Genomic DNA, 24,333 nt, shown 5'->3' with positions numbered 1-24,333 from the left:
CGGGGGCTCGTGCTGTGGAGTTACTCCGGACAGGCGGCTTTTCCGAGTGCGGCGACTCCACGAATTATCTGCGACAGCGCTGAGCGGACTCCGCTGAACGCGACGGGACCGGTCTTGGGACAGGTGCGGGCGGCGCCGGTGCGGAGGCCTGGCCGAGAAGCACCGATCTCGTCATCCGCCTTGTGCCGCAGGTTCGTCGCAGACGATGCCCCAGATGAAGGTGGCGGTGGACTGAGCCCGAGCCATGTTCGCCCGGCAGGACGTCCGACCGGCATGTTCGGTCAGTGCGCGGGCACGTGCACGCGGACCATCGGGAGGGTGTCGACCGGCGCGGCGGTCGCGCGTTCGATGGTGGCGCGCAGATTCTTCCAGGCGCGGGGATGTTCCTCGATGTAGTGGTCGAGGGCAGTGGCCGACTCCTGATCCGTCATCGCGGTCGCGGTGCCGGGAATCGCGCGGCGGCCGCCGACCCAGACGCGCACACCCGGGTGCGCCTGGATATTGCGGTACCACTGCGCGTTTCGCCCGAAGCCCGACACGATGACGTACTGATCCGGCGTCGGGTGGTCGACGACCTCGAGCACCACGTACCGCCGCCGCCCGCTGCGGCGGCCGATGTGCTCGATCATGAGCATGCGCGAACCGAACAGGAATCCGAATCCGGCGCGGTAGAGCCGGATCGGGGCGCGCACCACCCACCGGGTGCGAAGCGCTGCGGCACCCAGTGCGGTAAACGCTTCGGACAGAGACATATCCGCACCTCGAACTCGCCCTGTGTGTGGTCGAACCGACCATAGCCGATCCGGGGAGGCGCGGGCAGGTACGTCGGGGGATCAGCGCACACAGGACGCGCGCCGCACCCGAACCGGCTGCCGAACCTTCTGTGTTCCAGCATGTTCGGCAGCCTGCCGGAGGAACATCACTGTGCGGGCGGTTGCTGCTGAAGTTCGGACGCGGGCTGCGGTGTGGGCGTGGGAATCCCGGGTTGCCCCGGCCCTGCCTGGAACGGGTTCTGGTTCGCCGAGGATGCGTCCGGCGCGCTGCTCGGCTGTGGTGCGCCGGCAGGCCTGCCCGCCGAGTCCGGCTGCTGCGCGGCGGCCGATGGCGTCTCGGAGGTCGGGGGAGCGCCGAATCCACCGGGGCGCTGCAGGACCGTGGCCTGACCGCCGGAATCCTGGCCCTGTCCGAACGGGTTGGGCGGCTGGGGATTCGGGCTCTGGGGCTCGGCCGGGCCGGAAGGCTGCCGCAGGACGGTCGGGTCCGCACTCGGCACCGGCGCTCCGAACGTGGGCTGTTGCGGGGGCGGCGAGGAGTACAGCGGCTGCTGGGGAACCGATTGTTGCGGCTGCGGCGCGAACCCGGGCTGAGGGTAACCGGCGGGCTGGTACACGGGCGGTGGGGCGTATCCGGCCGGATGCTGCGGTGCGGGAAATCCGATGGGAGGCTGCGGGTTCTGCACCGCAGCCTGCGGCCACTGCGGTGCCTGTCCGAGAGCGGGTTGCTGCTGTGGCCATCCCGGTTGTGCGGGAGCGGCAGGCCGGGACGGCGACTGCGCAGCCTTCGAGCGAGAAGCCAAGTACAGCAGAACCATCGCGGCCAGAGACAACAGTGCGGCGGGGACTGCCAGCCAGAAACGCGATACGCCCTCGTATTGGGACGGGCCGAGGACGACCGTGCTGAACGGACCGATGAACGCCATACCGGCCGAGATTGCGACGGTGAGTTGCGCCGCCGCCGGATTGCGGTTGACAGCCGCCAGGACCGCGCCGGTTACCGCCGTTGCGACGAGGACAACCCAGGTCAGTACATACCAGTCGGTCACCCAGTCGCCGCCCTCGGCGATGGACAGACGAACGATTCCGATGACCAGAGCCAGCATCACCAGCCCAGCGGCCACCAGAGTCAGCACATTGCGCGAGCCCGAGCCCGCCGGACGCTGCACCGGATATGGTGAATTCGGCTGTCCCACAGGCATACCCGGCTGAGCGGGCCACCCGTAACCCTGGGACGGTGGCGACGGCATCGGCGCCGGGCCGGGTTGATACGGGTTGGCCATCGCTGAAACTCCTTGCTGTCGTGCACAAATGCCGAATCAGATGACGATCAGCCTAGAGGTTTCGGGCACGTCCGGCAGCACTACCACGGGGCAGAGCGGAGTTCGGAGGGGGAACGCCGGATTACTGTTCCTGCGCCCACGGCGGGGGCGCGAGGCGTTTGGGCGGCGACTGCCGATGATCGAGATACACCGGCGGTTGCGCTTCCTCCTCGGCGTGCGCCGGCTGTGGATCGTGCGGGCCGGGACGTTCCGAGGCCGAGACGTCGTGCAGTTGCGGACGTCCGCCGTCCGGGTGCGGCTGCACAGGGTTCGGCGGCGACCACCCGGGGGCCGGCTCCGGCTCGACCGGCGGCGGGGCCAGAAACCCCCCGGGCCGCCGCAGCACCGGCTGAGGCGGCGCGGTCCGGTCCGGTCCGGGCTCGATGCCCGGCAGCCGAAGTGAGTTCTGCGGCGCGTCGCCGGGCGGGTACGGCGTGTTCTGCGGCGGCCCGAACGGTTGATGGACCGGACCGTTGCCCTGCGGCGGATTGCCCGGCTGCGGGTTTCCCTGATACGGGGCGGGGGTGTCCGCGAAACCGTTGCGGGGCCGGCCGGATGGGACTTCCGAACGAGGCGGTTGCGGTGTGCCCGGACGCCCCATGTTCAGCGGGGCGGTCTCGGGCGACGGACCGTTCGGCGCGATGACGTGGCCGGGCTGCGGCGGCTCGCCGCCCGGAGGGGGGAACGGTGGCGGCGTGCGGAACCCGTCCTGCCGATCCGGTTCGGCGGTCCCGGGCCCGGCGGGCGGCGCGCCGGTGACCGGTCCGGGCCGCGGTGGTTCGATCACCGGCGGTCGGGCTTGCTGTGGATTCGCTGTGAAGTCCGGGCGCGGCAGCACCGCTGTCGGCGGATCAACCGGCGGCACAGCGGGAATGCCGTCGGTCGCCGCGTGCAACAACGCCGGATCCGGTTGTGCGAACGGCTCGGTGGCCGGAGTCTGCGCGACGCTCCGGCCCTGCTGCGGAGGCACCGGACCGCTCGCGGCGGAGTCGGATGCGGCGGGTTGTGATGCGAGCCGTTCGGGCACATAGGATTCCGGCGCTGCCGGACGTGGCGCACCGGCCGGTGCGGACTGCTGCGGATGCGGTGCGGATCCGGCCGGTCCGGACGCGGCGAACCCGGATTCGCGATCCTGCGGTGGCAGCGGTGATTCGGGCGCGAACGCCTCGGCCGGTCCCGGCTCGGGCAGCGACATCTCCGGCAGTTTCAACGACGAACCCTCGGTTGTCGCACGACCATCGGAAGTCGAAAAGTTCTGCGCCGCTTCGGCTCTCGGACGCTCGGGGGCCGGGCGTCCGGATATCGCGGGCTCGGGACCGGCCTGCTCGGACGGTTCGGGCGGCGACACCTCGGCGAAGGCCGGCTCGAGCGCAGGCGCAGGCGCGCCGATCACATCGCCGGTCTGCTCGGCAGCGGGGGCGGATCGAGACGGCAGCGGCCGATCCTCGGGACGAGGTCGTGCCGGGTACTCGTCCGGATAGCGCGGCGCGTCGAACTCGTCCTCGCGCCGGCGCGCGGCGAATTCCTCGTCGCGACCCGGCGGTGCGTCGGCCGCGACTATCCGCACCTCGGGCGACCACGAGGCCCGATACAGTGCGACGATCGCGATCGCGGTGGTCACCACGATCGGAATCGCTGCCCACGTGCCGTATTTGCCGATCACGTCATCGACCGAACCGCCGGCCAGGTTCACCACGTTGAACAGCAGCATCGCACCGGCGCCCAGTGCGCCGGTGAGCCGGCCCACGGCAGGTTTCATCCCGGTCACCAGCAGCACGCCGGCCGGGATCGCGATGATCGCGGCCAGCAGTGAACCGAAATCGCGGGCCTGAATCTCGTAGCCGGGCTGCGAGAGTCCCCACACCAACCTGCCCAGATAGGTCAGCGTCGCGAGCAACAACATGACCGCCGCCAGCACATCCGCGAGCGAATGTCGGCGTCCCCGGGGTGTATCCGGTTCCGGCGTCCGGCCCCGGCCGGGGTCCGGCGCCACCGACATGGGCCGGTTTCCGGGCGGGTGCGGGTTGTCCATCGGTGAAACTCCCTCGTAGCTACGCGAACACCCGGTAGCCTATTGGATGCTGCCGCCCCTGGCATATCGCTGTATCCCCAGAACCTCGATCACCCGTGCGGCGAATTCGGGCGTGTGGGTGCGTGCGCCGTTGTGCATGCCCGGAAATTCGGCGACCTCGATGCCGAGCCGCTCGGCGATGAGCGCGGCCGGTCGTGAGGGCAGCAGGTGGCGCGACTGCGCGCCCACGCCGAGGACGAGCCGGTCGGCGACGGTGGCCAGCGTCGCGAAATCGGGGATGTACGAGGTGAATTCGCACAACTCGTACTGCATCATGACGGCGGCGTTGGCGGCCAGCCGCTCCCACATCGCGGCCTGGGCGGGCGTGAGCTCGCCCAGGCCGGGCGAGGGGGCCATCGCGCCGCCGATGCCGTCGAGGAATCGCTGTGACGCGGCGGCCAGGCCGGCCGTGCGCGCCAGATGCGCGACTTCGGTCACGAAGGCGCGGTGTTCGGCGGCGTCGGGCAACACCGCGAAACAGGGCGGGTCGTGGGCGAGCAGGCCGCGAACCACCTCGGGATGGCGGCTCAGCAGATCCAGCCCGACGATGGCGCCGGCGCTGCCGCCGAGGACATAGGCCGGTTCGTCGGTGAGGTGCCGCAACAGCAGATACGCATCCTGGCTCTGCACCCGCACGTACTGCTGTTCTGCCCGCCCGCTGTCGAGCGTGCTGCGCGAATACCCACGCGCATCCATCGTGACGACGGTGACGTGCGGTGCGAGCAGGTCGGCCATCTCGTCGGCTCCATTGGCATCGCCCCCGCCCCCGGGCAACACCAGCAGCAGCGGCCCCGCACCGCGAATCTCGTGGTAGATGCTCGCACCGGGCACGTGGAAGGTATCGGATCTCATTGCAGCTGTGCGTCTTTCGTTCGGATCGGAAGCCGATGAGGCTGGGCGTGTGCAGCGGGATCGAGCGCACCGCATCACGAAACCTGCACACAGTAGGATACTACCTAATATAATTAGGAATAGCGCAAGAGGATCTGCCCTCCAGGGGTTCCGGTAGTGATCGCCGAAATCCAACGGCCGGTGTGGCTGGTCGACGGTCAGCGAGACCTCGAATGTTCCGGCATGCTCGGCGGTATGGCCGAAGTCGTTTCGGGGCGTCTGCGCGGCGTGCTCGTCGTCGAAAGTTTCCGCCCGCTCGTGACGTTGACAGACCTCGACCTCACGGTAAGCGCTCTTTCCCGGATCCAGTCGGCTGCCCGTAACCCAGGGCAGCCCGTCACTTGGTCGCTGATCGACTTCGAGGCGGACGAATCGGCCGCGGACCGGCTCGCAGCCGCCTTCGCCGAAACGCTGGAATCGGGGCCGTGGTACGTCGACTTCCATACCGCGACCACGACATACGTTGTCTTCTCGGGACGGATATTCAGCTATCCGCGCAGCGACCCGGATGGTCGTGATCGGTGTATCGCTTACGCTCGCGCGGTCGGAGTACCCGATTCGCAGCTCGACCGGGACCGACACTCCCGCTGTCTCGCGCAGCGCCTCGGCGACGACTTCCGAGACCGCGTACAGCCGTAGCGTAGTGCCCGGCCGGGGAGGGGACGAAGTGGCGATGGCCGGTCGAAACTGGCGGGTCGGCGGCGGTGGGCGACGACCCGGACGGACGGCCGCCGACGTGTCCGATGCGAATCATTCGATGCTGTGGGCGATTTCGTGAGTCGGCTGATAGAGCCCGAGCGGTCCGGCTCCCGGGACGGTGAGCGTGGTGCGCAGGCCCCAGCGCTCGCGAGTGATGCCGTCGGTGAATTCGACGCCCTTGGCCCGAAGTTCCTCGACGGTCGCCGTGAGGTCGTCGCACATCAGGTACAGCTCGCAACGTCCGCTGTCGGGGGCCTCGGCCGGATGGATCGCCAGCTCGGCCGGAGGTGAGCGGAAGATCAGCCAGCCGTGTCCGGCGTCCACGTGTGCCAGGCCGAGAACGTCGCGGAAGAACTCGCGCGCGGCCTCGGGATCGGCCGCGTAGACGATGGTGTGCGCACCGTTGATCATTCATGAAGGCTATCGCCGAATCCGGGAATCATCGGGCTACACGTCGGTCCGAGTTGCCGGACGACCATCTCGCCGACCGGCGAGGCCGACCGCATGGCTGGTCAGCCTTCACACGGCCCCGAGGTGGGCCGAGACCGCGCGAACCCCAGCGGCTCACCGAACGAATTCCGTTGCGCGATTGGCGATATCGAGAACGGATTGCGGCAGGATGCCCAGCACCAGGGTCGCCGCGGCGGTGAGCGCGACCACCGTGCTGGTGATCGGCGGCCCAACGATCTGCGGGGCGTCCTCGGGCGGGTCGGTGAAGAACATCAGCACGATCACGCGGATGTAGAAGTAGGCGGCGATCGCGCTGCACACCACGCCCACGATGACCAGCCACGCGTAGCCGCCGGTCGCCGCGGCCTGGAACACCGCGAACTTGCTGACGAATCCGCTGGTCAGCGGGATCCCCGCGAACGAGAGCAGGAACAACGCGAAAATCGATGCGAGCCAGGGGGATCGGCGGCCCAGTCCGGCCCACGCCGACATGGCGGTGGCCTCGTCGCCGACCTGATCACGCACGAGGGTCACCACGGCGAACGCGCCGGTTGTGCTGAGCCCGTAAGCGATCAGATAGAACAGCACCGAGGAGACGCCCTCGCTGTTCGCCGCCACGAGCGCGACCAGAATGAATCCGGCATGCGCGACCGAGGAGTAGGCGAGCATGCGTTTGACGTCGGCCTGGGTGATCGCCATGACCGCGCCGACCGCCATGGTCGCCACCGCGACCGCGGCCAGGATCGGCCGCCACGTCTGGCCCAGTGCGGGCACCGCGACCATCAGCACGCGCAGCAGCGCACCGACGGCCGCGATCTTGGTGCCCGCGGCCATGAACGCGGTGACCGAGGTCGGCGCGCCCTGATACACATCGGGCACCCAGGACTGGAACGGCACCGCGCCGATCTTGAACAGCAGTCCGACCGCGAGCATCGCAAGGCCCAGCACCGCAAGGGTTTTCGAGCCGGTGTCGCGGCCCAGCGCGTCGGCGATGCCGGAGAACCGGACGGTTCCGGCGTAGCCGTACAGCAGCGCCATCCCGTACAGGAAGAACGCGGAGGAGAACGCGCCCAGCAGGAAGTATTTCAGCGCCGCTTCCTGCGAGAGCAGCCTGCGGCGGCGGGCGAGCCCGCACAGCAGATACAGCGGCAGCGAGAGCACCTCGAGCGCCACGAACGCGGTCAGCAGATCGTTGGACGCCGGGAACAACATGAGCCCGCCGACGGCGAACAGGGCGAGCGGGAACACCTCGGTGGTGGTGATTCCCGCACGCGCGGCGGCGATCTCGTCCGAACTGCCCGGCGTCGCGGACGCCTGCGGAGTGAACGCGTCGACCGGCACGCGGGCCCCGGCGGCCAGGGCGGCGCTGCGGCTCCAGGTGCCCGGACCTTCGCGGGTAGCGCGACCCAGGCGGGGTTCGATACCGCGTTCGGCCATCAGCGCCATGCCGAACAGGGCGGTCACCAGGATGGTGCCCTGCAGCACGAGGGTCACGTTGTCGATCGCGACCGCGCCGATCATCGCGGTGCTGTGCGTGCCCGCGAGCCCGATCACCAGGACCAGGGCGACCACGAGCCCGGCCGCGCCCAGCAGCAGTTGCAACGCGTAGCGCCACGCGCGCGGCGCGAATGCCTCCACCAGTACCGCCACGACGGCGACGCCGAATACGACGAGCATCGGTGACAGGTCGCGGTATTCGATCGAGGGTGCCGGAACCGATGCGGCGAGAAGGGAATTCACGGGCGAGTACCTCCGTTCGCGGGAGCCGGAGCGGTGGCGGCGTGCGCGCCCCCGGGCGGTCGGGCGGTTGCGCCTGAGCCGTTGCGCTCGGAGGTGGCCTGCGGTACCGCCGGTGCGGGATCGTGGGCTCCGATCGTGCTGAGCGTTCCCGCGACGGCCGGATCGATCCGGTCCAGCAGCGGTTTCGGATACGCGCCCAGGAACAGCAGCGCGGCGATGAGCGGCACCACCACCACGAGTTCGCGCGGCAGCAGATCGCGCAGCCGCTCGTTGCCCGCCTTCACCGGACCGGTCATCATCCGCTGGTACATCCACAGCACGTACAGCGCGGCCAGGACCAGCGCGCTGGTCGCGAAGACCGCCGCGACCGGGTATCGGGTGAATGTGCCCACCAGGACCAGGAATTCGCTGACGAACGGCGCCAGGCCCGGCAGCGACAGCGTGGCCAGGCCCGCGATCAGGAAGGTCCCGGCCAGTACCGGCGCGACCTTCTGCACCCCGCCGAATTCGGCGATGAGGCGAGTTCCCCGGCGCGAGACCAGGAATCCGGCGATCAGGAACAGCGCCGCGGTGGAGATGCCGTGATTGACCATGTAAAGGGTTGCGCCCGAACCGCTCTGGTTGGTCATGGCGAAGATGCCCAGGATGATGAAGCCGAAGTGCGAGATGGAGGTGTAGGCGATCAGGCGCATCACATCGCGTTGCCCGATCGCCACGATCGCGCCGTACACGATCCCGACCACGGCCAGCACGCTGATCAGCGGCGCATAGGTTTTCGAGGCATGCGGGAACAGCAGCAGGCAGTACCGCAGCATGCCGAAGGTGCCGACCTTGTCCACCACCGCCATCATCAGTACCGAGCTGGAGGGGGTGGCCGAGACCGCCGCACCGGGCAGCCAGGTGTGCAGCGGCCACAGCGGGGCCTTGACCGCGAAGGCGAACATGAATCCGAGGAACAGCGCGTTGAGCACCGCAGGCCCGGCGCCCAGGTGTCCGGTCGCCGCGGCCTGCACCACGGCCCGCAGGTCGAAGGTGCCGCTGCTCCCGCCCAGGTGCTGCCGCGCGGTGAGCACGTACAGCCCGATCACCGCGGCGAGCATGATCAATCCGCCGAACAGGTTGTACAGCAGGAATTTCACCGCCGCGCGCGAGCGGGCCCGGCGCAGTTGGGCGTCCGCGCCGTGCGGGCCGAATCCGCCGATGAGGAAGTACATCGGGATCAGCATGACCTCGAAGAAGACGTAGAACAGCAGGATGTCCAGCGAGACGAAGGACACCAGCACCATCGATTCGACCACCAGCGTCAGCGCCACATAGATGTGCGCGACGCGCCTGCCGCCGCCGACCTCGTCCTCATCGCGCCACCCGGCCAGGATCAGCAGCGGCACCAGCGCCGCGGTCAGCAGCATCAGCGCCAGCGCGATCCCGTCGATGCCCAGGGTGTATCCCGCTCCGAAAGCCGGTATCCACCGGTGTGATTCGACCATCTGGTACTGCGGCCCGCCGGGGGTGAACCGCGCCGCGATCACGATCGCGATCGCCAGGGTGGCCACCGCCACCACCAGCCCGGTCGCCCGCGCCGCGGTCCGCCAGGCGCGCGGCACCGCCACCACGACGACCGCGCCGGCCAGCGGCAGCACCCACAGAGTTGTCAGCCAGGGATAGTTCACATCGACCTCACCGTGAGCAGGGCGGCGGCGACCGACGCCGCACCGGTGAACATGGATGGGGCGCTCATAGGAAACTCACCACCAGCAGCGCCGCGACCACCAGGGCCGCGCCGGTGAACATGGACAGCGCGTACGAGCGCACGAATCCGGTTTGTACGCGCCGGATTCGGGTGGAGACGGCGCCGATGACCGTGGCCGTGGAGTTGACCAGGCCGTCGATGCCGCGGGTGTCGAGGAAGACCAGCGAACGGGTCAGCCGTGCGCCGGGACGCATGAAGGCGGCCTCGTTGACCGCGTCGCCGTACAGGTCGCGGCGCGCGGCCACGGTCAGCGCGGTGACCTGCGCCGGTGCGGTTTCGGGCACGGGGCGTTGTCCGTATTGGCGGTAGGCGAGCACCACACCGGCCGCAACGACCAGCAGTGCGAGCACCGTGATCACCCAGGCGGGCATGCCGCCCTCGGAATGTTTCTGTCCGACAACGGGTTCGAGCCAGTTCTGCAGCGAGGACCCGTAGCAGAAGATCCAGCCGGAGAACACCGAGCCCAGCGCGAGCACGATCATCGGGCCGGTCATCGAAACGGGGGATTCGTGCGGATGGGTGTCCGGATGCCAGCGGCGTGTGCCGAAGAAGGTCAGCAGCATCACCCGGGTCATGTAGAACGCGGTGATCCCCGCACCCAGCAGCGCCGCGGCGCCGAGGGTGACTCCGCTCGCGCCGCCGTACCCGAACGCGGCCTCGATGATGCGGTCCTTGGAGAAGAATCCGGCAAACGGCGGCACCCCGATGATCGCCAGATAGCCCAGGCCGAAGGTGACGAACGTGATCGGCATGAGCGCGCGCAGGCCGCCGTAGCGGCGCATATCGGTTTCGTCGTTCATCGCGTGCATGACCGATCCCGCGCCGAGGAACAATCCGGCCTTGAAGAACCCGTGAGTGAGCAGGTGCATGATCGCCACCGCGTATCCGGCCGGTCCCAGGCCCGCGGCCAGCACCATGTAACCGATCTGGCTCATGGTCGAGGCGGCCAGCGCCTTCTTGATGTCGTCTTTCGCGCAGCCGATGATCGCGCCGAACAGCAACGTCACCGCGCCGACGATCAGCACGCCCGCGCGGGCGCCGGGGGCCAGGTCGAAGATCGCGTGCGAGCGGGCGATCAGGTACACCCCGGCGGTGACCATGGTCGCCGCGTGGATCAGCGCCGAGACCGGGGTCGGGCCCTCCATCGCGTCCCCGAGCCAGGACTGCAACGGCACCTGCGCGGACTTACCGCACGCACCCAGCAGCAGCAACAACCCGATAGCGGTCAGCGTGCCCTGGCCCGCGTGCGAGGCGCCGGCGAACACGTGCCCGAAATCCAGCGAGCCGAAGGTGGCGAACATGACGAACAGCGCGATCGCCAATCCCATATCGCCGACCCGGTTGACCACGAACGCCTTCTTCGCCGCCGTCGCCGCGCTGGGCTTGTGGTACCAGAATCCGATCAGCAGGTACGAGGCCAGGCCGACGCCCTCCCACCCCAGATACAGCACCAGGTAATTGCCCGCCATGACCAGCACCAGCATCGCGGCCAGGAACAGATTCAGATAGGCGAAGAATCGCCGACGTCCCGGATCGTGCGCCATATACCCGACCGAGTACAGGTGGATCAGCGATCCGACGCCGGTGATCAACAACGCGAAACACATCGAGAGTTGATCCAGCTGCAGCGTGAAGTGCACCTGCAATCCGGCCGCGGGCACCCAGGTGAACAAGTCGTGCCCGATCGCTCGGGTGGCCTCGGGACGGTCGAGCATATCGACGAAGGCCCACACCGCGATCGCGAACGACCCGAGCGCGGCCAGCACACCCAGCCAATGCCCCCACGCGTTGCACACGCGACCGGCCAGCAGCAGGATCACCGCGCCGGCCAGCGGGATCGCCGGCAGCAGCCACAACATCTGCGCGGTATCCATATCAGTACTTCAGCAGGTTGGCGTCGTCGACCGAGGTCGAGCGGCGGGCGCGGAAGATGGTCATGATGATCGCCAGGCCGATGACGACCTCGGCCGCGGCCACGACCATCGTGAAGAACGCGAAGACGTGTCCGTCGACATTGCCGCGTTCGCGGGCGAAGGTGACGAAGGCCAGGTTCACCGCGTTGAGCATCAGCTCGATGCACATGAACACGACGATCGCGTTGCGCCGCACCAGGACTCCGGCAGCGCCGATGGTGAACAGCAGTGCCGAGAGATACAGGTAGTTGTCGGGATTCACCGCAGAGCCTTTCTTTCTCAGCCGTGCGTGGGCTCGTCGTTGCCGGAACCGTCGCCGTTTCCGGAGTGGACGTTGTCGTCGGGATCGCCGCGACCGACGCCGATGGCCGCGGCTTCGGTATTCGCGCGGTTGCGGCGGTGGCGCAGGATCGTGCTGACCGACAGTTCGGCGAACGAGCCATCGGGCAGGCGGGCGGGGACATCGACCGCGTTGTGCCTGGCGTAGACGCCCGGGGTGGGCAGCGGGGTGACCCGATCCCCTTGGCGCACACGGCGTTCGGACATCTCGCGCTGGTCGGTGCGCGGCCCGAACCGTTCACGGTGCGCGAGCACCATCGCGCCGATGGTGGCGGTGATCAGCAGCGCACCGGTGAGTTCGAACGCCCACACGTACCGCACGAAGATCAGTTCGGCCAGTGCGGCGATGGTGTCCTGGCCGAAGCCCGGCCCGGGGCGCGCGACCGAATGATCGCGTACGCCACGGTCGATGGCGGCGATGAGGATCAGCCCGAAGCCGATCCCGACCACCAGGACCGCGACGCGATGCCCGCGCAGGGTCTCGCGCAGCGATTCCGAGGAGTCGACGCCGACGAGCATCAGCACGAACAGGAACAGCATCATCACCGCGCCGGTGTAGACCACGATCTGCACCACACCCAGGAACAGCGCGTTCTCGGCGATGTAGAACACCGACAGGGTGATCATGGTGCCGGCCAGGCACATCGCGGCGTGGACCGCCTTGCGTGCGGTCACCATGCCGACCGCGCCGACGACCGCGACCACGGCCAGCACCCAGAACAGCACCGCCTCCCCGGTGGAGGCGCGCACCGCGTGCGCGGCCAGCGGCATCTGCTGGGTGGCCGAAACCAGGTGTGTCGCAGCGGTTGTCATCGCACGCCTCCTTCGATGCCGATGACCTCGTGCGCCGCGGTGCGGATGCGGCGGTCCCCGGGGCATCGGGCGATTGCGGGAAGCTCAGCGCCGCAACCGGTTCCGAAGCTCGACGGGATCGAATCACGACCGGTGTGCTGATCGAAGCGAAGTCTCACCGGTTCGAGGACACGGTAGGCCGACCCGATCCGGGTGCAGGGTGCGCCGGGCCGATCCGGGCACGATGCCGGGTTCATCGCAACGCTCCTTCCGTGCGGCGTTCGGGCGGCTGGTTCGGATCCTGGCCCGCGGCAAGGGTTCCCAGCACATCGATGGTGCCGAGGTAGTAGTCCTGTTCGGTGGTGCCGGGCACCATCGCGTGCGGCGGGAGGGTCATACCGGGCTCGAGCGGGGCCAGCAGCCGATCCTTCTCGTAGATCAGATCGGCGCGGTTGTCGTCGGCGAGTTCGTATTCGTTGGTCATGGTCAGCGCGCGAGTGGGGCACGCCTCGATGCACAGTCCGCAGCCGATGCAGCGCAAATAGTTGATCTGATAGACACGGCCGTATCGTTCGCCGGGGGAGAAGCGTTCGGTCTCGGTGTTGTCCGCGCCCTCGACGTAGATCGCGTCCGCGGGGCACGCCCAGGCGCACAGTTCGCAGCCGATGCATTTCTCCAGCCCGTCGGGGTGCCGGTTGAGCTGGTGCCGGCCGTGATAGCGGGGTGCGGTGGGTTCCTTGACCTCGGGATAGAACTCGGTGTTGGGCTTTTTGAACATGGTCAGGAAGGTGACCGCGAATCCGCCGAACGGTTCGAGCAGACCGGGTTTGGGACCGCGCGGGGGCGGCGTCGTGGGCATCGGCGGAACCGGGAACCCGGCGTATTCGCCTGCGGGGGGCGAGGTTTCGGTGCGTGCGGACCGGTCGTTGCCGCGCAGCCCGGCGCGCACCACCGCCGCGAGCAGTAACAGCGTCAGCACGATGCCGCCGATCACCAGTCCGGCGGTTTGCACGTGATAGCCGTTGTCCTGCAACACTTTCAGCACGGCCACGCACATCACCCACAGCAGCGAGGCCGGGATCAGCAGCTTCCAGCCCAGATTCATGAACTGGTCGTAGCGCAGCCGCGGCAGCGTGCCGCGCAGCCAGATGAACACGAACAGGAACACCCACACCTTCGCGGTGAACCACAGCAGCGGCCACCAGCCCGAATTCGCGCCCGCCCACAGATTCAGCGGGAACGGCGCGTGCCAGCCGCCGAAGAACAGCGTGGTGGCCAGCGCCGAGACGGTGCCCATGTTGATGTACTCGGCCATCATGAACATCGCGAACTTCAGCGAGGAGTATTCGGTGTGGAAGCCGCCGACCAGCTCGCCCTCGGCCTCGGGCAGGTCGAACGGTGCGCGGTTGGTCTCGCCGACCATCGAGACCGCGTAGATCACGAACGAGGGCAGCAGCAGGAACACATTCCAGGTGCCGAACTGGTGCGCGACTATGCCGGAGGTCGACATGGTGCCGGTCAGCAGGAATACCGCGGCGAAGCACGCGGACATGGCGATCTCGTAGGAGATCACCTGCGCGGTCGAGCGCAGCCCGCCCAGCAGCGGATAGGTCGAGCCCGAGGCCCATCCGGCCAGCACGATGCCGTAGACCCCGATGGAGGCCATGGCCAGGATGTACAGCACCCCGACGGGCATATCGGTCAGTTGCAGCGGTGTGCTGGTGCCGAAGATCGAGACCTGCGGCCCGAACGGCATCACCGCGAACGCCATCACCGCCGGAATCAGCGAAATAACCGGCGCCAGAATGAATATCGGTTTGTCCACGATCGCCGGGACGATGTCCTCCTTGAGGAGCATCTTGACCCCGTCGGCGATGGATTGCAGGGTCCCGTGCGGGCCGACCCGGTCCGGCCCGACGCGCATCTGCATGAACGCGACGATCTTGCGTTCGACGTAGACGCCCAGCATCGGGATGAGCAGCAGGAAGACGAAGATCGCGAGGCATTTCACGATCACCAGCCACCACGGGTCGTGCCCGAAGGCATTCAGATCGGTCACGACCGGACCTCCTCGACGGTCGGGCTGAATATTTCGGCAATCGCACCGTCCGCGTAGGGGGCAGGTCCGAAATATTCGGCGGACGAGCCGGTTTCGGTGAATCCGGGACGCGGTCGCATCGGGCTCGACGGGGACGGATCCGCCGCCGCGGACGGGAGGCGTTGCGCGCGTATGGGTCTCACGATGTCATTCACGGTGGTCCTCCCGTCGGATCCGCACCAGGTGCCCCGGGGTGACGGCGAGGTGTTCGTACACCGCCGAACCGGGCGAATTCAGCGGCAGCCACACCACCCGGTCGGGCATATCGGTGACTGCCAGGGGCAGGGTGAGGTGGCCGTGATCGGTGCTGACGCGTACCGGATCCCCTGTGCTGGCGCCGATCGCGGCCGCGCTGTCGTGCGACAGGCGCAGCACCGGTGGCCGTGCGGTTCCGGCCAGGTTCGCCTCACCGTCCTGCATGCGGCCCTCGTCCAGCAGCATGCGCCAGCCGGCCAGCACCGCGCTCCCGGGTTTGGGGGCGGGGACCGGTTCGGGCAACGTGTCCGGTCCCGCGGCCGGCGGTCCGTCCCAGGTGCCGAGATTCGCCAATTCCGCACGGGCCGAGGCGATATCGGGCAGGCCGAGCCGGACGCCCATCTCCTCGGCGAGGGCGTGCAGCACGCGGTGGTCGGCCAGCTGGGCGGCCTGGCGGCGCACGGTGGGATCGGCGAGGGCGGCGTCGAATTCGCGGCTGCGGCCCTCCCAGGTCAGGAACGTGCCCGCCTTCTCCATGGCGGTGGCGACCGGGAACACGACATCGGCCCGGTCGGTGATCGCGCTGGTGCGCAGTTCCAGGGCCACCACGAAGCGGGCGGCGTCGATGGCCGCGAGCGCCGCGCGGGAGTCGGGCAGGTCGGCGACCTCCACTCCGCCCACGACCAGCGCGCCGAGTGCGGCGGCGTCGGCGAGGATGGCCGCGGTGTCGCGCCCGGGAGCCACGGGCAGTTCGTCGACGTCCCATCCGGTCTTGATCTGTTGGCGGGCACGCGAATCGGTGACCGGGCGTCCGCCCGGCAGTAGATCGGGCAGCGCTCCGGCTTCGAGTGCGCCGCGCTCGCCCGCGCGCCGGGGCACCCACGCCAGTTCCGCGCCGGTGTCGTCGGCCAGCCGCGCGACGGCGGTGAGCGCGCCGGGCACGGTGGCCAGGCGTTCCCCGGCCAGGATCACCGCGCCGGGCGCGCGCAGCAATTCCCGTGGGGCGTCGAGGCCGGCCGGTCCGCCGCCGGTGCGCAGCGCCTCGAGCAGATGCGGTTCCTCGCCGGGAACGGTGCGGATCAGCGTTCCGGCCATGCGCCCGAGCCCGCGTGAGGCGTACGCGGCCAGCGAATAGACGCGCAGGCCGCGTTTGCGTGCGGCCTTGCGCAGCCGCACGTACACCATCGGGGATTCCTCCTCGGGTTCGAATCCGGCCAGCAGCACCATCGGCGCGGCCTCGAGGGCGGCGTAGCTCACGCGCATGCCCTGCCCGGCGACGCGGGCGGCCAGGAATTGCGCCTCCTCGGCCGAATGTGCTCGGGCCCGGAAGTCGATGTCATTGGTGCCCAACGCGATTCGCGCGAATTTCGCGTACGCGTAGGCATCCTCGAGGGTGCTGCGGCCGCCGACCAGCACACCGGCGTTACCGTGCGCGGAGGCCAAACCCTCCGCGGCGCGGGCCAGGGCCTCGGACCAGGACGCGGGTGCGAGGGTGCCGTCCCAGCCGCGCACCAGCGGTGTGGTGAGCCGGTCGGGTTGGGTGGCGTAGCTGAACGCCCAACGGCCCTTGTCGCAGTTCCACTCCTCGTTCACCTGCGGATCGTCACCGGCGAGGCGGCGCAGCACGGTGCCGCGGCGATGGTCGGTGCGTTGCGCGCAACCCGAGGCGCAGTGCTCGCACACCGCCGGACTGGACACCAGGTCGAAGGGCCGGGCCCGGAACCGGTAGGTGGTTCCGGTGAGCGCGCCGACCGGGCAGATCTGCACGGTGTTGCCCGAGAAGTAGGAGTCCAGCGGTTCGCCGTCGGCGATGCCGACCTGTTGCAGCGCACCGCGATCCATCAGCTCGATGAACGGATCACCGGCGACCTGCTGGGAGAAGCGGGTGCAGCGCGCGCACAGCACACACCGCTCGCGATCCAGCAGCACCGCGCTCGACAGCGGAATGGGTTTGGGATACGTGCGTTTGACGCCTTCGAAGCGCGATTCGGCGCGCCCGCTGGACATCGCCTGGTTCTGCAGCGGGCATTCCCCGCCCTTGTCGCACACCGGGCAGTCCAGCGGATGGTTGATCAGCAGCAGTTCCATCACCCCCTCCTGCGACTTACGCGCGACGGGGGAGCTGAGCTGGGTGCGCACGACCATGCCTTCGGTCACCGGAATCGTGCAGGAGGCCACCGGTTTTCGCTGTCCTTCGACCTCCACGAGGCATTGCCGGCACGCGCCGACCGGATCCAGCAGCGGGTGATCGCAGAATCGGGGGATCTGGATGCCGATCAGTTCGGCGGCGCGGATCAGCAGCGTCCCGGCGGGCACGCTGACGGTGGTGTCGTCGATGGTCAGACTCACCATGTCCGCGGGCGTGACGCCGCTGGTGTCGGTGGGGACCGTGGCGGTCATCGCGCGCCTCCTCGTTCAGCGATGGCGGTGTCGGCGGAGGCCCACGCGGTGCTGCGGGCCGGGTCGAACGGGCAGCCGCCGCGCAGGTGCTCCTCGTATTCCTCACGGAAGTACTTCAGCGAGGAGAAGATCGGGCTGGCCGCGCCGTCACCGAGCGCGCAGAACGACTTGCCGTTGATGTTGTCGGCGATGTCGAGCAGCTTGTCCAGATCCGCGCCGCTCCCCTGGCCGGTTTCGATGCGTTCGAGCAGTTGCACCAGCCAGTAGGTGCCTTCGCGGCAGGGTGTGCATTTGCCGCAGGACTCGTGCGCGTAGAACTCGGTCCAGCGCAGCACCGCCCGCACCACGCAGGTGGTGTCGTCGAAGATCTGTAATGCCTTGGTGCCCAGCATGGATCCGGCCGCGGTGACGTTCTCGTAGTCCAGCGGCACATCGAGGTGTTCGGCGGTGAACAGCGGGGTGGACGATCCGCCGGGGGTCCAGAATTTCAGGGTGTGCCCGGTGCGCACGCCCCCGGCGTGGCCGAGCAACTCGCGCAGTGTTACTCCCAGGGGCGCCTCGTACTGGCCCGGCCGGGTGACGTGCCCGGACAGCGAGTACAGGGTGAATCCGGGGGAGCGTTCGGAGCCCATCGCGCGGAACCAGTCGACGCCGCGGTGGATGATCGAGGGCACGCTGGCGATGGATTCGACGTTGTTGACCACGGTCGGGCAGGCATACAGGCCCGCGACGGCCGGGAACGGCGGGCGCAGCCGGGGCTGGCCGCGCCGGCCCTCGAGCGAATCCAGCAGCGCGGTCTCCTCACCGCAGATGTACGCGCCGGCGCCGGCGTGCACGATCACGTCCAGGTCGTATCCCGAGCCGAGGATGTCGTGTCCGAGGTAGTCCGCGGCATAGGCTTCGGCGACCGCGACCTGTAGCCGGCGCAGCACCGGCACGACCTCGCCACGCACGTAGATGAACGCCTGGGCCGCGCGGATCGCGTACGAGGCGATGATCACCCCTTCGATCAGGGCGTGCGGGGTGGCCAACAGCAGCGGGATGTCCTTGCAGGTGCCGGGTTCGGACTCGTCGGCGTTGACCACCAGGTAGTGCGGTTTGGCGGCGGGACTCCGCGGACCCGATCCCTGTGGTGCGGAGTCGCCGCGCTCCTGGGGAATGAAACCCCATTTCATACCGGTGGGAAATCCGGCGCCGCCGCGTCCGCGCAGCCCGGAGTCCTTGACCGTGGAGATGACCTCGTCCGGTTCCATGCGCAACGCCTTGGACAGTGCGCGGTAGCCGTCGTGACGACGATAGCTGTCCATCGTCCAGGAGCGCGGTTGGTCCCAGTAGCGGGTGAGAACGGGGGTCAGGCTCACCGGTCGCTCCCCTCGGATGTGCCCGATTCATGGTGGGGCGCAGGCGGTTCGGTGTAATCGGCGTCGCGTGGGACGCGCAGTCCCGCGAGGGTGGGCGCGCCGGGTTCGCCGTCGGTGGCTCCGGGACGTTCGTCCGGGAATCCGGCCAGCACCCGGGCGGTCTCACGGAACGTGCACACCGGCAGACCGCTGCGGGTGCCGGTCACCGGTTCGCCACGGCGTAGCGAATCGGCAAGGGCGCGGGCGGATTCGGGGGTCTGGTTGTCGAAGAACTCCCAGTTGACCATCAGCACCGGCGCGTAGTCGCAGGCGGCGTTGCATTCGATGTGTTCGAGCGTGATGCTGCCGTCGGGGGTGGTCTCGCCGTGCCCGATGCCCAGGTGGTCTTTCAACGCGGCGAGGATTTCGTCGCCGCCGAGCACCGCGCACAGCGTGTTGGTGCACACCCCGACGTGATAGTCCCCGGTCGGGGTGCTGCGGTACATCGAGTAGAAGGTGGCCACCGCGGTCACCTCGGCGTCGGTCAGGCCCAATTGCTCTGCGCAGAAACCGATTCCGGTGCCCGAGACATATCCCTCCACGCTCTGCACCAGATGCAGCAGCGGCAGCAGCGCCGAGCGCGGCTGCGGATAGCAGTCCAGGATCTTGCGGGCGTCCGCGGCGAGGCGGTCGTGCACCTCGGCCGGATACGGGATCGGGCGGGTGGTCAGCTTCAACATGATCTCGGTCATCGGTCCACACCGCCCATCACCGGGTCGATACTCGCCACCGACGCGATGACGTCGGCGACCATGCCGCCCTCGCACATCGCGGCCACAGCCTGCAGATTCGTGAACGAGGGGTCGCGGAAGTGCACCCGGTAGGGGCGGGTGCCGCCGTCGCTGACCATGTGCACGCCGAGTTCGCCGCGCGGGGATTCGACCGCGCAGTACACCTGCCCGGGCGGCACCCGCATCCCCTCGGTGACGAGTTTGAAGTGGTGGATCAGCGCCTCCATCGAGGTGCCCATGATGGTGCCGATGTGCTCCGGGGAATTGCCCAGGCCGTCCGGGCCCAGCGCCAGGTCCGCGGGCCAAGCGATCTTCTTGTCCTCCACCATGATCGGGCCGGGCCGGAGTTTGCCGAGGCACTGTTCGACGATCTTGAGCGATTCGCGCATCTCGTTGACGCGGATGAGGTAGCGGCCGTAGCAGTCGCTGCCGGTGTCGGTCATGACGTCGAACTCGTAGTTCTCGTATCCGCAGTACGGCTGGGATTTGCGCAGATCGTGCGGCAGGCCGGTGGCGCGCAGGATCGGCCCGGTGATACCCAGGGCCATGCACCCGGCCAGGTCGAGATAGCCGACGTCGCGGGTGCGGGCCTTCCAGATGGGGTTCTGGTTGAGCAGCAGCTCCATATCGCGCAGCCGGGTCGGCATGAGAGACAACAGGTCTCGGATCTTTTGCACCCCGTCCTCGGGCAGATCCTGGGCCAGGCCGCCGGGACGGATGTAGGCGTGGTTCATGCGCAGGCCGGTGATGGTCTCGAAGATGTCCAGGATCAGTTCGCGCTCACGGAATCCGAACAGCATCGGGGTCAGCGCGCCCAGCTCCATCCCGCCGGTGGCCAATGCCACCAGGTGCGAGGAGATCCGGTTGAGCTCCATGAGCATCACCCGAATCACGTTGACGCGTTCGGGAATCGCCTCGGTGATGCCCAGCAGCTTCTCCACCGCCAGGCAGTAGGCGGTTTCGTTGAAGAACGGGGACAGGTAGTCCATGCGGGTGACGAAGGTGACTCCCTGCACCCAGCTGCGGAATTCGAGATTCTTCTCGATGCCGGTGTGCAGGTAGCCGATACCGCAGCGGGCCTCGGTGACGGTCTCGCCCTCGATCTCGAGGATCAGCCGCAGTACGCCGTGCGTGGAGGGATGCTGCGGACCCATGTTGACCACGATGCGTTCCTCGGCCGCGCCGTCGAGCGCCTCACGCACGTCGTCCCAATCCTGGCCGACGACGGTGACGGTGGTTTCGCCCGGCTGCTGTTCGCGCCGGGTATCGATCTCGCTCATCAGCTTTGCGTCCTCCGCTCGTCGGGCTTCGACGATGCAGCCGCGCGCCCGGTGTCTGTCGCGTTCATCAGCTGTACGTCCTGCGTTCGTCGGGTGGCGGAATGCGCGCGCCCTTGTATTCGACCGGGATCCCGCCGAGCGGGTAATCCTTGCGCTGGGGGTGTCCGTGCCAGTCGTCGGGCATCTCGATGCGGGTCAGCGAGGGGTGGCCGTCGAACAGGATGCCGAAGAAGTCGTAGGTCTCCCGCTCGTGCCAGTCGGTGGTGGGATACACCGCATACAGCGAGGGGATGTGCGGGTCGGCGTCGGGCGCGGCCACCTCGACGCGCAGCCGCCGGTTGTGGGTGATCGACATCAGGTGGTAGACCGCGTGCAACTCGCGCCCGGCGTCGTCGGGATAGTGGGCCCCGCTCACCCCCAGGCACAGCTCGAACCGCAGCGGCTGCGCGTCGCGCAGGGTACGGGCGAGGGCGGGCAGATGTTCGCGGCGCACGTGCAGGGTCAGCTCGTCGCGGAACACCACGACCTTCTCGATCGTGGCGCTGAACCCTTCGTCGGACAACGTCTTTCGCAGCTGGTCGACCAGATCGTCGAAGTAGCCGCCGTAGGGCGGGGGCGTGCTGCCGGGCAGGCTCAGGGTGCGGATGAGACGGCCGTAGCCGGAGGTGTCGCCGCTGCCGGTGACACCGAACATGCCGCGGCGCACGCCGATCACTTCCTCGCCGGCCGGCCCGGTTTGCTCCGGGACGGCCGGACCGGCATCGGGTCGTTCTGCGCCGGAACGGTTTTCGTTCATCGCGGCCTGCGGCGGGCTCTCGCCGGCGCCGGGAGAGTCGAAAGTCATCGGAGCAGCCCCTTCAATTGGATGGTCGGGGTGACCGCCAGGGCCGCGGCCTCGGCGGCCCGCACGGCCTCCTCGCGGTTGACCCCGAGGGGCATGTGCTGGATCTTCTCGTGCAGGGTCAGGATCGCGTGCAGCAGCATCTCCGGGCGCGGCGGGCAGCCGGGCAGGTAGATGTCCACGGGCACAACGTGATCCACGCCCTGCACGACGGCGTAGTTGTTGAACATCCCGCCGGAGGAGGCGCACACGCCCATGGCCAGAACCCATTTGGGTTCGGTCATCTGGTCGTAGACCTGCCGCAGGACCGGCGCCATCTTCTGGCTGACCCGGCCGGCGACGATCATCAGATCGGCCTGGCGGGGAGAGGCGCGGAAGACCTCCATGCCGAATCGGGCGCTGTCGAACCGGCCCGCGCCGGTGGCCATCATCTCGATCGCGCAGCAGGCCAGCCCGAACGTCGCGGGCCACAGTGAGCCCTTGCGCAGATAGCCGGCGAACTGTTCGACCGTGCTCAGCAGGAATCCGCTGGGCAGTTTCTCTTCCAGACCCATCTCGGACCGACTCGCTTCCGTCCTCGAAACCCTCGCTCCGGTGCGGGCCGGAGGCTGGTTTGCCGTTCCGTGTGCTTGGTGGTGTGCCTCGGTGGTTGTGCTACTTGGGGTGCGGCGCTGGATCAGTCCCAGCTCAGGCCCCCGCGCCGCCATTCGTAGGCGTAGGCGATGGAGACGTTGAGGATGAACAGCGCCATCGCGGCCAGGCCGAACAGGCCCAGCGCGTCGAAGTGCACCGCCCACGGATACAGGAACACGATCTCGATGTCGAAGATGATGAACAACATCGCGGTCAGGTAGTACTTGACCGGGAAGCGTTGTCCGGCAGCGTTTCCGGGGCCTCCTGCCACGGCGTGGGGAGTCGGTTCGATACCGCACTCGTAGGGTTCGAGCTTGGCGCGGTTGCGACGTTTGGGCCCGATGAGGGCGGCCAGCAGGATCGACCCCACCGCGAACGCCGCGGCGATCGCGCCGAGAACGAGCGTGGGAATTTCGTTATTCACAACTGCACAACCCCTTCTCCATGTCCTCGGACAACAGCGCCGAGGCGGGGCTGACATCGTCGTCTGCCGGGCCAGTCTCGCCCCCGGGGCGCGCTCGGCCAAGAGCGCGGACATGTGCAGAGACCTGACAGGGGAAGGTAGTCATACCAACGCCCGCACTCGTGTGAGCTACGGCACAGCCTACAACCGTTCCTTCTCAATGCCTGCGGATTCGCAGCCGTGTTTGATCGAATTCAGAACTGTCACTTATGACCGAAACGGCGTAATGACCGGCTTCGTCCCACGCGGTGCCGCCTGCGGCGGGCACGCCGCGACGCCCGGCTCCTGCGGGAGCGCGGGCGTCGGGTGAGAACCGGATTCTGTGGGGTGTGGCCTCAGGCGGCTTCGGAGTCGCGCAGTAGACCGACCGCGGCCTCGGTGAGCCGGAACGGGTCGATCGGATGTGGCACCGCGGCCTCCGCGCGGGACCAGCTCGCCAGCCAGGCGTCATCGGGGCGGCCGGTGAGCACGAGGATCGGCGGGCAGTGCTCGACCTCGTCCTTGAGTTGTTTGGCCAGTCCCAGCCCACCGGTGGGGGCCGCCTCGCCGTCCAGGATCGCCAGATCGATACCACCGGCGTCGAGCCGGCCGATGACCACCGGCGCGGTGGCCACCTCGAGGTACTCGAGCGGTGGCAGATCCGGGTGCGGATGCCGCCCCAAGGCCAGCATCACCTGGCTGCGAGTGTCGGAATCGCTGCTGTACACGAGAACCCGCAGCACCGCGGGACGGTTCGCATCGGCCACGTTCGGCATGGTACGTCCGGTGAGCGCCCGGCCGTGGCAGGTTCGTCGCACTCGGTGGGTCACGGTATGAATCCGTGCTGGTCATCGGCGGCCGAACGCGAGATCCTAGGAGTCGGGGACGGTCGATGAGGCGGTGAATGCGATGCGAATTTCCGAGGTTCTGCGCAAGAAGGGCGCCGAGGTGGTCACGATCGGGCCGCGGGCGACGGTCCGCGAGCTGCTGGGGGTGCTGGCCGAACACAACGTCGGGGCGGTGGTGGTCTCGCGCGACGGGGTCGCGCTGGACGGCATCGTCTCCGAGCGCGATGTCGTGCGTCGCCTGCACCTGATGGGCGCACAGCTGCTCGAACGGCCGGTCGAGGACATCATGACCATGGTGGTGCACACCTGCTCGCCGGAGGATCGGGTCGAGAGCCTGCGCCCGACGATGACCGAACATCGCATCCGCCATCTGCCGGTACTGGAGCACGGGCGGATGGTCGGGATCGTGAGCATCGGCGACGTGGTCAAGAACGCGATCTCCGAACTGCAGTCCGAGCGCGAACATCTGGAACAGTATCTGCAGGGGTGAGTCGCGCCGGAAGTGTTGCGCGGCAGTGGGTTCCGGATGTCACAGCCCCCGGGCGCGCGGCAGACAGGTCGCCTCGGACAGGATCGAGGCGACCGTAGCGGGTCGAGCGCGCCGGAGCCGAAATCGAGCACGGACACGTTGTTTCCGTTCGCCGAGTGCGTCGTGTGGACTCGACGGTGGGTGCGCTTGCGCGGCCGATGGCGGGCGACTCGCAACCGGCTCGCCGCGTCCGGCA

General features: G+C 68.5%; 21 protein-coding genes. 2 read left to right on the top strand and 19 right to left on the bottom strand.

Annotation, left to right across the window (positions count from 1 at the left end):
* Positions 1–281: 281 nt before the first annotated feature.
* The 4 genes from AC5WS7_RS06950 to AC5WS7_RS06935 form a co-directional block, all read right to left on the bottom strand.
* Complete coding sequence (locus AC5WS7_RS06950) at positions 282–752, bottom strand: nitroreductase family deazaflavin-dependent oxidoreductase (RefSeq protein ID WP_495953467.1); 471 nt, start codon at positions 750–752, stop codon at positions 282–284.
* A 167-nt stretch (positions 753–919) separates the two neighbouring features.
* On the bottom strand, positions 920–2,056 hold the full coding sequence (locus AC5WS7_RS06945; protein ID WP_495953466.1) for an ABC transporter permease: 1,137 nt from the start codon (positions 2,054–2,056) through the stop codon (positions 920–922).
* A 121-nt stretch (positions 2,057–2,177) separates the two neighbouring features.
* A complete protein-coding gene (locus AC5WS7_RS06940; protein ID WP_495953465.1) occupies positions 2,178–4,127 on the bottom strand; it encodes a hypothetical protein in 1,950 nt (649 codons plus the stop codon).
* A gap of 39 nt (positions 4,128–4,166) precedes the next feature.
* Complete coding sequence (locus AC5WS7_RS06935; RefSeq protein WP_495953464.1) at positions 4,167–5,018, bottom strand: alpha/beta fold hydrolase; 852 nt, start codon at positions 5,016–5,018, stop codon at positions 4,167–4,169.
* 234 nt (positions 5,019–5,252) lie between these two features.
* Here AC5WS7_RS06935 and AC5WS7_RS06930 point away from each other — a divergent pair, with 234 nt between their 5' ends.
* Complete coding sequence (locus AC5WS7_RS06930) at positions 5,253–5,696, top strand: hypothetical protein (RefSeq protein ID WP_495953463.1); 444 nt, start codon at positions 5,253–5,255, stop codon at positions 5,694–5,696.
* Positions 5,697–5,807: 111 nt separating this feature from the next.
* Here the strand turns inward: AC5WS7_RS06930 and AC5WS7_RS06925 are convergent, their stop codons facing one another.
* From AC5WS7_RS06925 to AC5WS7_RS06855, 15 genes are all read right to left on the bottom strand, one after another.
* Positions 5,808–6,167: a VOC family protein gene (locus AC5WS7_RS06925; protein ID WP_495953462.1), complete on the bottom strand. Its 360-nt coding sequence runs from the start codon at positions 6,165–6,167 to the stop codon at positions 5,808–5,810.
* Positions 6,168–6,320: 153 nt separating this feature from the next.
* The gene (gene nuoN, locus AC5WS7_RS06920; RefSeq protein ID WP_495953461.1) at positions 6,321–7,946 is read right to left on the bottom strand and encodes an NADH-quinone oxidoreductase subunit NuoN; all 1,626 of its coding nucleotides are present in this window, start codon (positions 7,944–7,946) and stop codon (positions 6,321–6,323) included.
* Positions 7,943–9,616 (bottom strand): NADH-quinone oxidoreductase subunit M, encoded by a 1,674-nt coding sequence (locus AC5WS7_RS06915; RefSeq protein WP_495953460.1) that lies wholly within the window; start codon positions 9,614–9,616, stop codon positions 7,943–7,945. Before AC5WS7_RS06915 ends, nuoN begins: the two co-directional genes overlap by 4 nt.
* 64 nt (positions 9,617–9,680) lie before the next feature.
* Positions 9,681–11,570, bottom strand: a complete 1,890-nt coding sequence (nuoL, locus tag AC5WS7_RS06910; protein ID WP_495953459.1) for an NADH-quinone oxidoreductase subunit L — start codon at positions 11,568–11,570, stop codon at positions 9,681–9,683.
* Position 11,571: 1 nt separating this feature from the next.
* Positions 11,572–11,871, bottom strand: a complete 300-nt coding sequence (nuoK, locus tag AC5WS7_RS06905; protein WP_495953458.1) for an NADH-quinone oxidoreductase subunit NuoK — start codon at positions 11,869–11,871, stop codon at positions 11,572–11,574.
* A 17-nt stretch (positions 11,872–11,888) separates the two neighbouring features.
* The gene (locus AC5WS7_RS06900; RefSeq protein WP_495953457.1) at positions 11,889–12,761 is read right to left on the bottom strand and encodes an NADH-quinone oxidoreductase subunit J; all 873 of its coding nucleotides are present in this window, start codon (positions 12,759–12,761) and stop codon (positions 11,889–11,891) included.
* A gap of 232 nt (positions 12,762–12,993) precedes the next feature.
* The gene (gene nuoH / locus AC5WS7_RS06895; RefSeq protein ID WP_495953456.1) at positions 12,994–14,799 is read right to left on the bottom strand and encodes an NADH-quinone oxidoreductase subunit NuoH; all 1,806 of its coding nucleotides are present in this window, start codon (positions 14,797–14,799) and stop codon (positions 12,994–12,996) included.
* Positions 14,800–14,985: 186 nt separating this feature from the next.
* On the bottom strand, positions 14,986–17,433 hold the full coding sequence (locus AC5WS7_RS06890) for an NADH-quinone oxidoreductase subunit G (RefSeq protein WP_495953455.1): 2,448 nt from the start codon (positions 17,431–17,433) through the stop codon (positions 14,986–14,988).
* Positions 17,430–18,794 carry an NADH-quinone oxidoreductase subunit NuoF gene (nuoF, locus tag AC5WS7_RS06885; RefSeq protein WP_495953454.1) on the bottom strand — a complete coding sequence of 455 codons (1,365 nt, stop codon included), beginning with the start codon at positions 18,792–18,794 and terminating at the stop codon, positions 17,430–17,432. Before nuoF ends, AC5WS7_RS06890 begins: the two co-directional genes overlap by 4 nt.
* Complete coding sequence (nuoE, locus tag AC5WS7_RS06880; RefSeq protein WP_495953453.1) at positions 18,791–19,525, bottom strand: NADH-quinone oxidoreductase subunit NuoE; 735 nt, start codon at positions 19,523–19,525, stop codon at positions 18,791–18,793. Before nuoE ends, nuoF begins: the two co-directional genes overlap by 4 nt.
* Positions 19,522–20,844: an NADH dehydrogenase (quinone) subunit D gene (gene nuoD, locus AC5WS7_RS06875; RefSeq protein ID WP_495953452.1), complete on the bottom strand. Its 1,323-nt coding sequence runs from the start codon at positions 20,842–20,844 to the stop codon at positions 19,522–19,524. The genes nuoE and nuoD overlap by 4 nt, the downstream gene beginning before the upstream one ends.
* 67 nt (positions 20,845–20,911) lie before the next feature.
* Complete coding sequence (locus tag AC5WS7_RS06870; protein WP_495953773.1) at positions 20,912–21,538, bottom strand: NADH-quinone oxidoreductase subunit C; 627 nt, start codon at positions 21,536–21,538, stop codon at positions 20,912–20,914.
* Between the two features lie 146 nt (positions 21,539–21,684).
* The gene (locus AC5WS7_RS06865; protein WP_067674818.1) at positions 21,685–22,239 is read right to left on the bottom strand and encodes a NuoB/complex I 20 kDa subunit family protein; all 555 of its coding nucleotides are present in this window, start codon (positions 22,237–22,239) and stop codon (positions 21,685–21,687) included.
* 122 nt (positions 22,240–22,361) lie between these two features.
* Positions 22,362–22,742 carry an NADH-quinone oxidoreductase subunit A gene (locus tag AC5WS7_RS06860; RefSeq protein ID WP_495953451.1) on the bottom strand — a complete coding sequence of 127 codons (381 nt, stop codon included), beginning with the start codon at positions 22,740–22,742 and terminating at the stop codon, positions 22,362–22,364.
* Between the two features lie 374 nt (positions 22,743–23,116).
* Positions 23,117–23,536: an Rv3143 family two-component system response regulator gene (locus AC5WS7_RS06855; RefSeq protein WP_495953772.1), complete on the bottom strand. Its 420-nt coding sequence runs from the start codon at positions 23,534–23,536 to the stop codon at positions 23,117–23,119.
* Between the two features lie 133 nt (positions 23,537–23,669).
* On the opposite strand from AC5WS7_RS06855, the gene AC5WS7_RS06850 reads away from it, so the two are divergent.
* Positions 23,670–24,098, top strand: a complete 429-nt coding sequence (locus AC5WS7_RS06850) for a CBS domain-containing protein (protein WP_495953450.1) — start codon at positions 23,670–23,672, stop codon at positions 24,096–24,098.
* Positions 24,099–24,333 lie beyond the last annotated feature (235 nt).

It is taken from the genome of Nocardia sp. PLKS1-43 (genome assembly GCF_059510335.1).
Note: the sequence above shows the minus strand (reverse complement) of the source record. Positions and strands in the feature narration are given on the sequence as shown.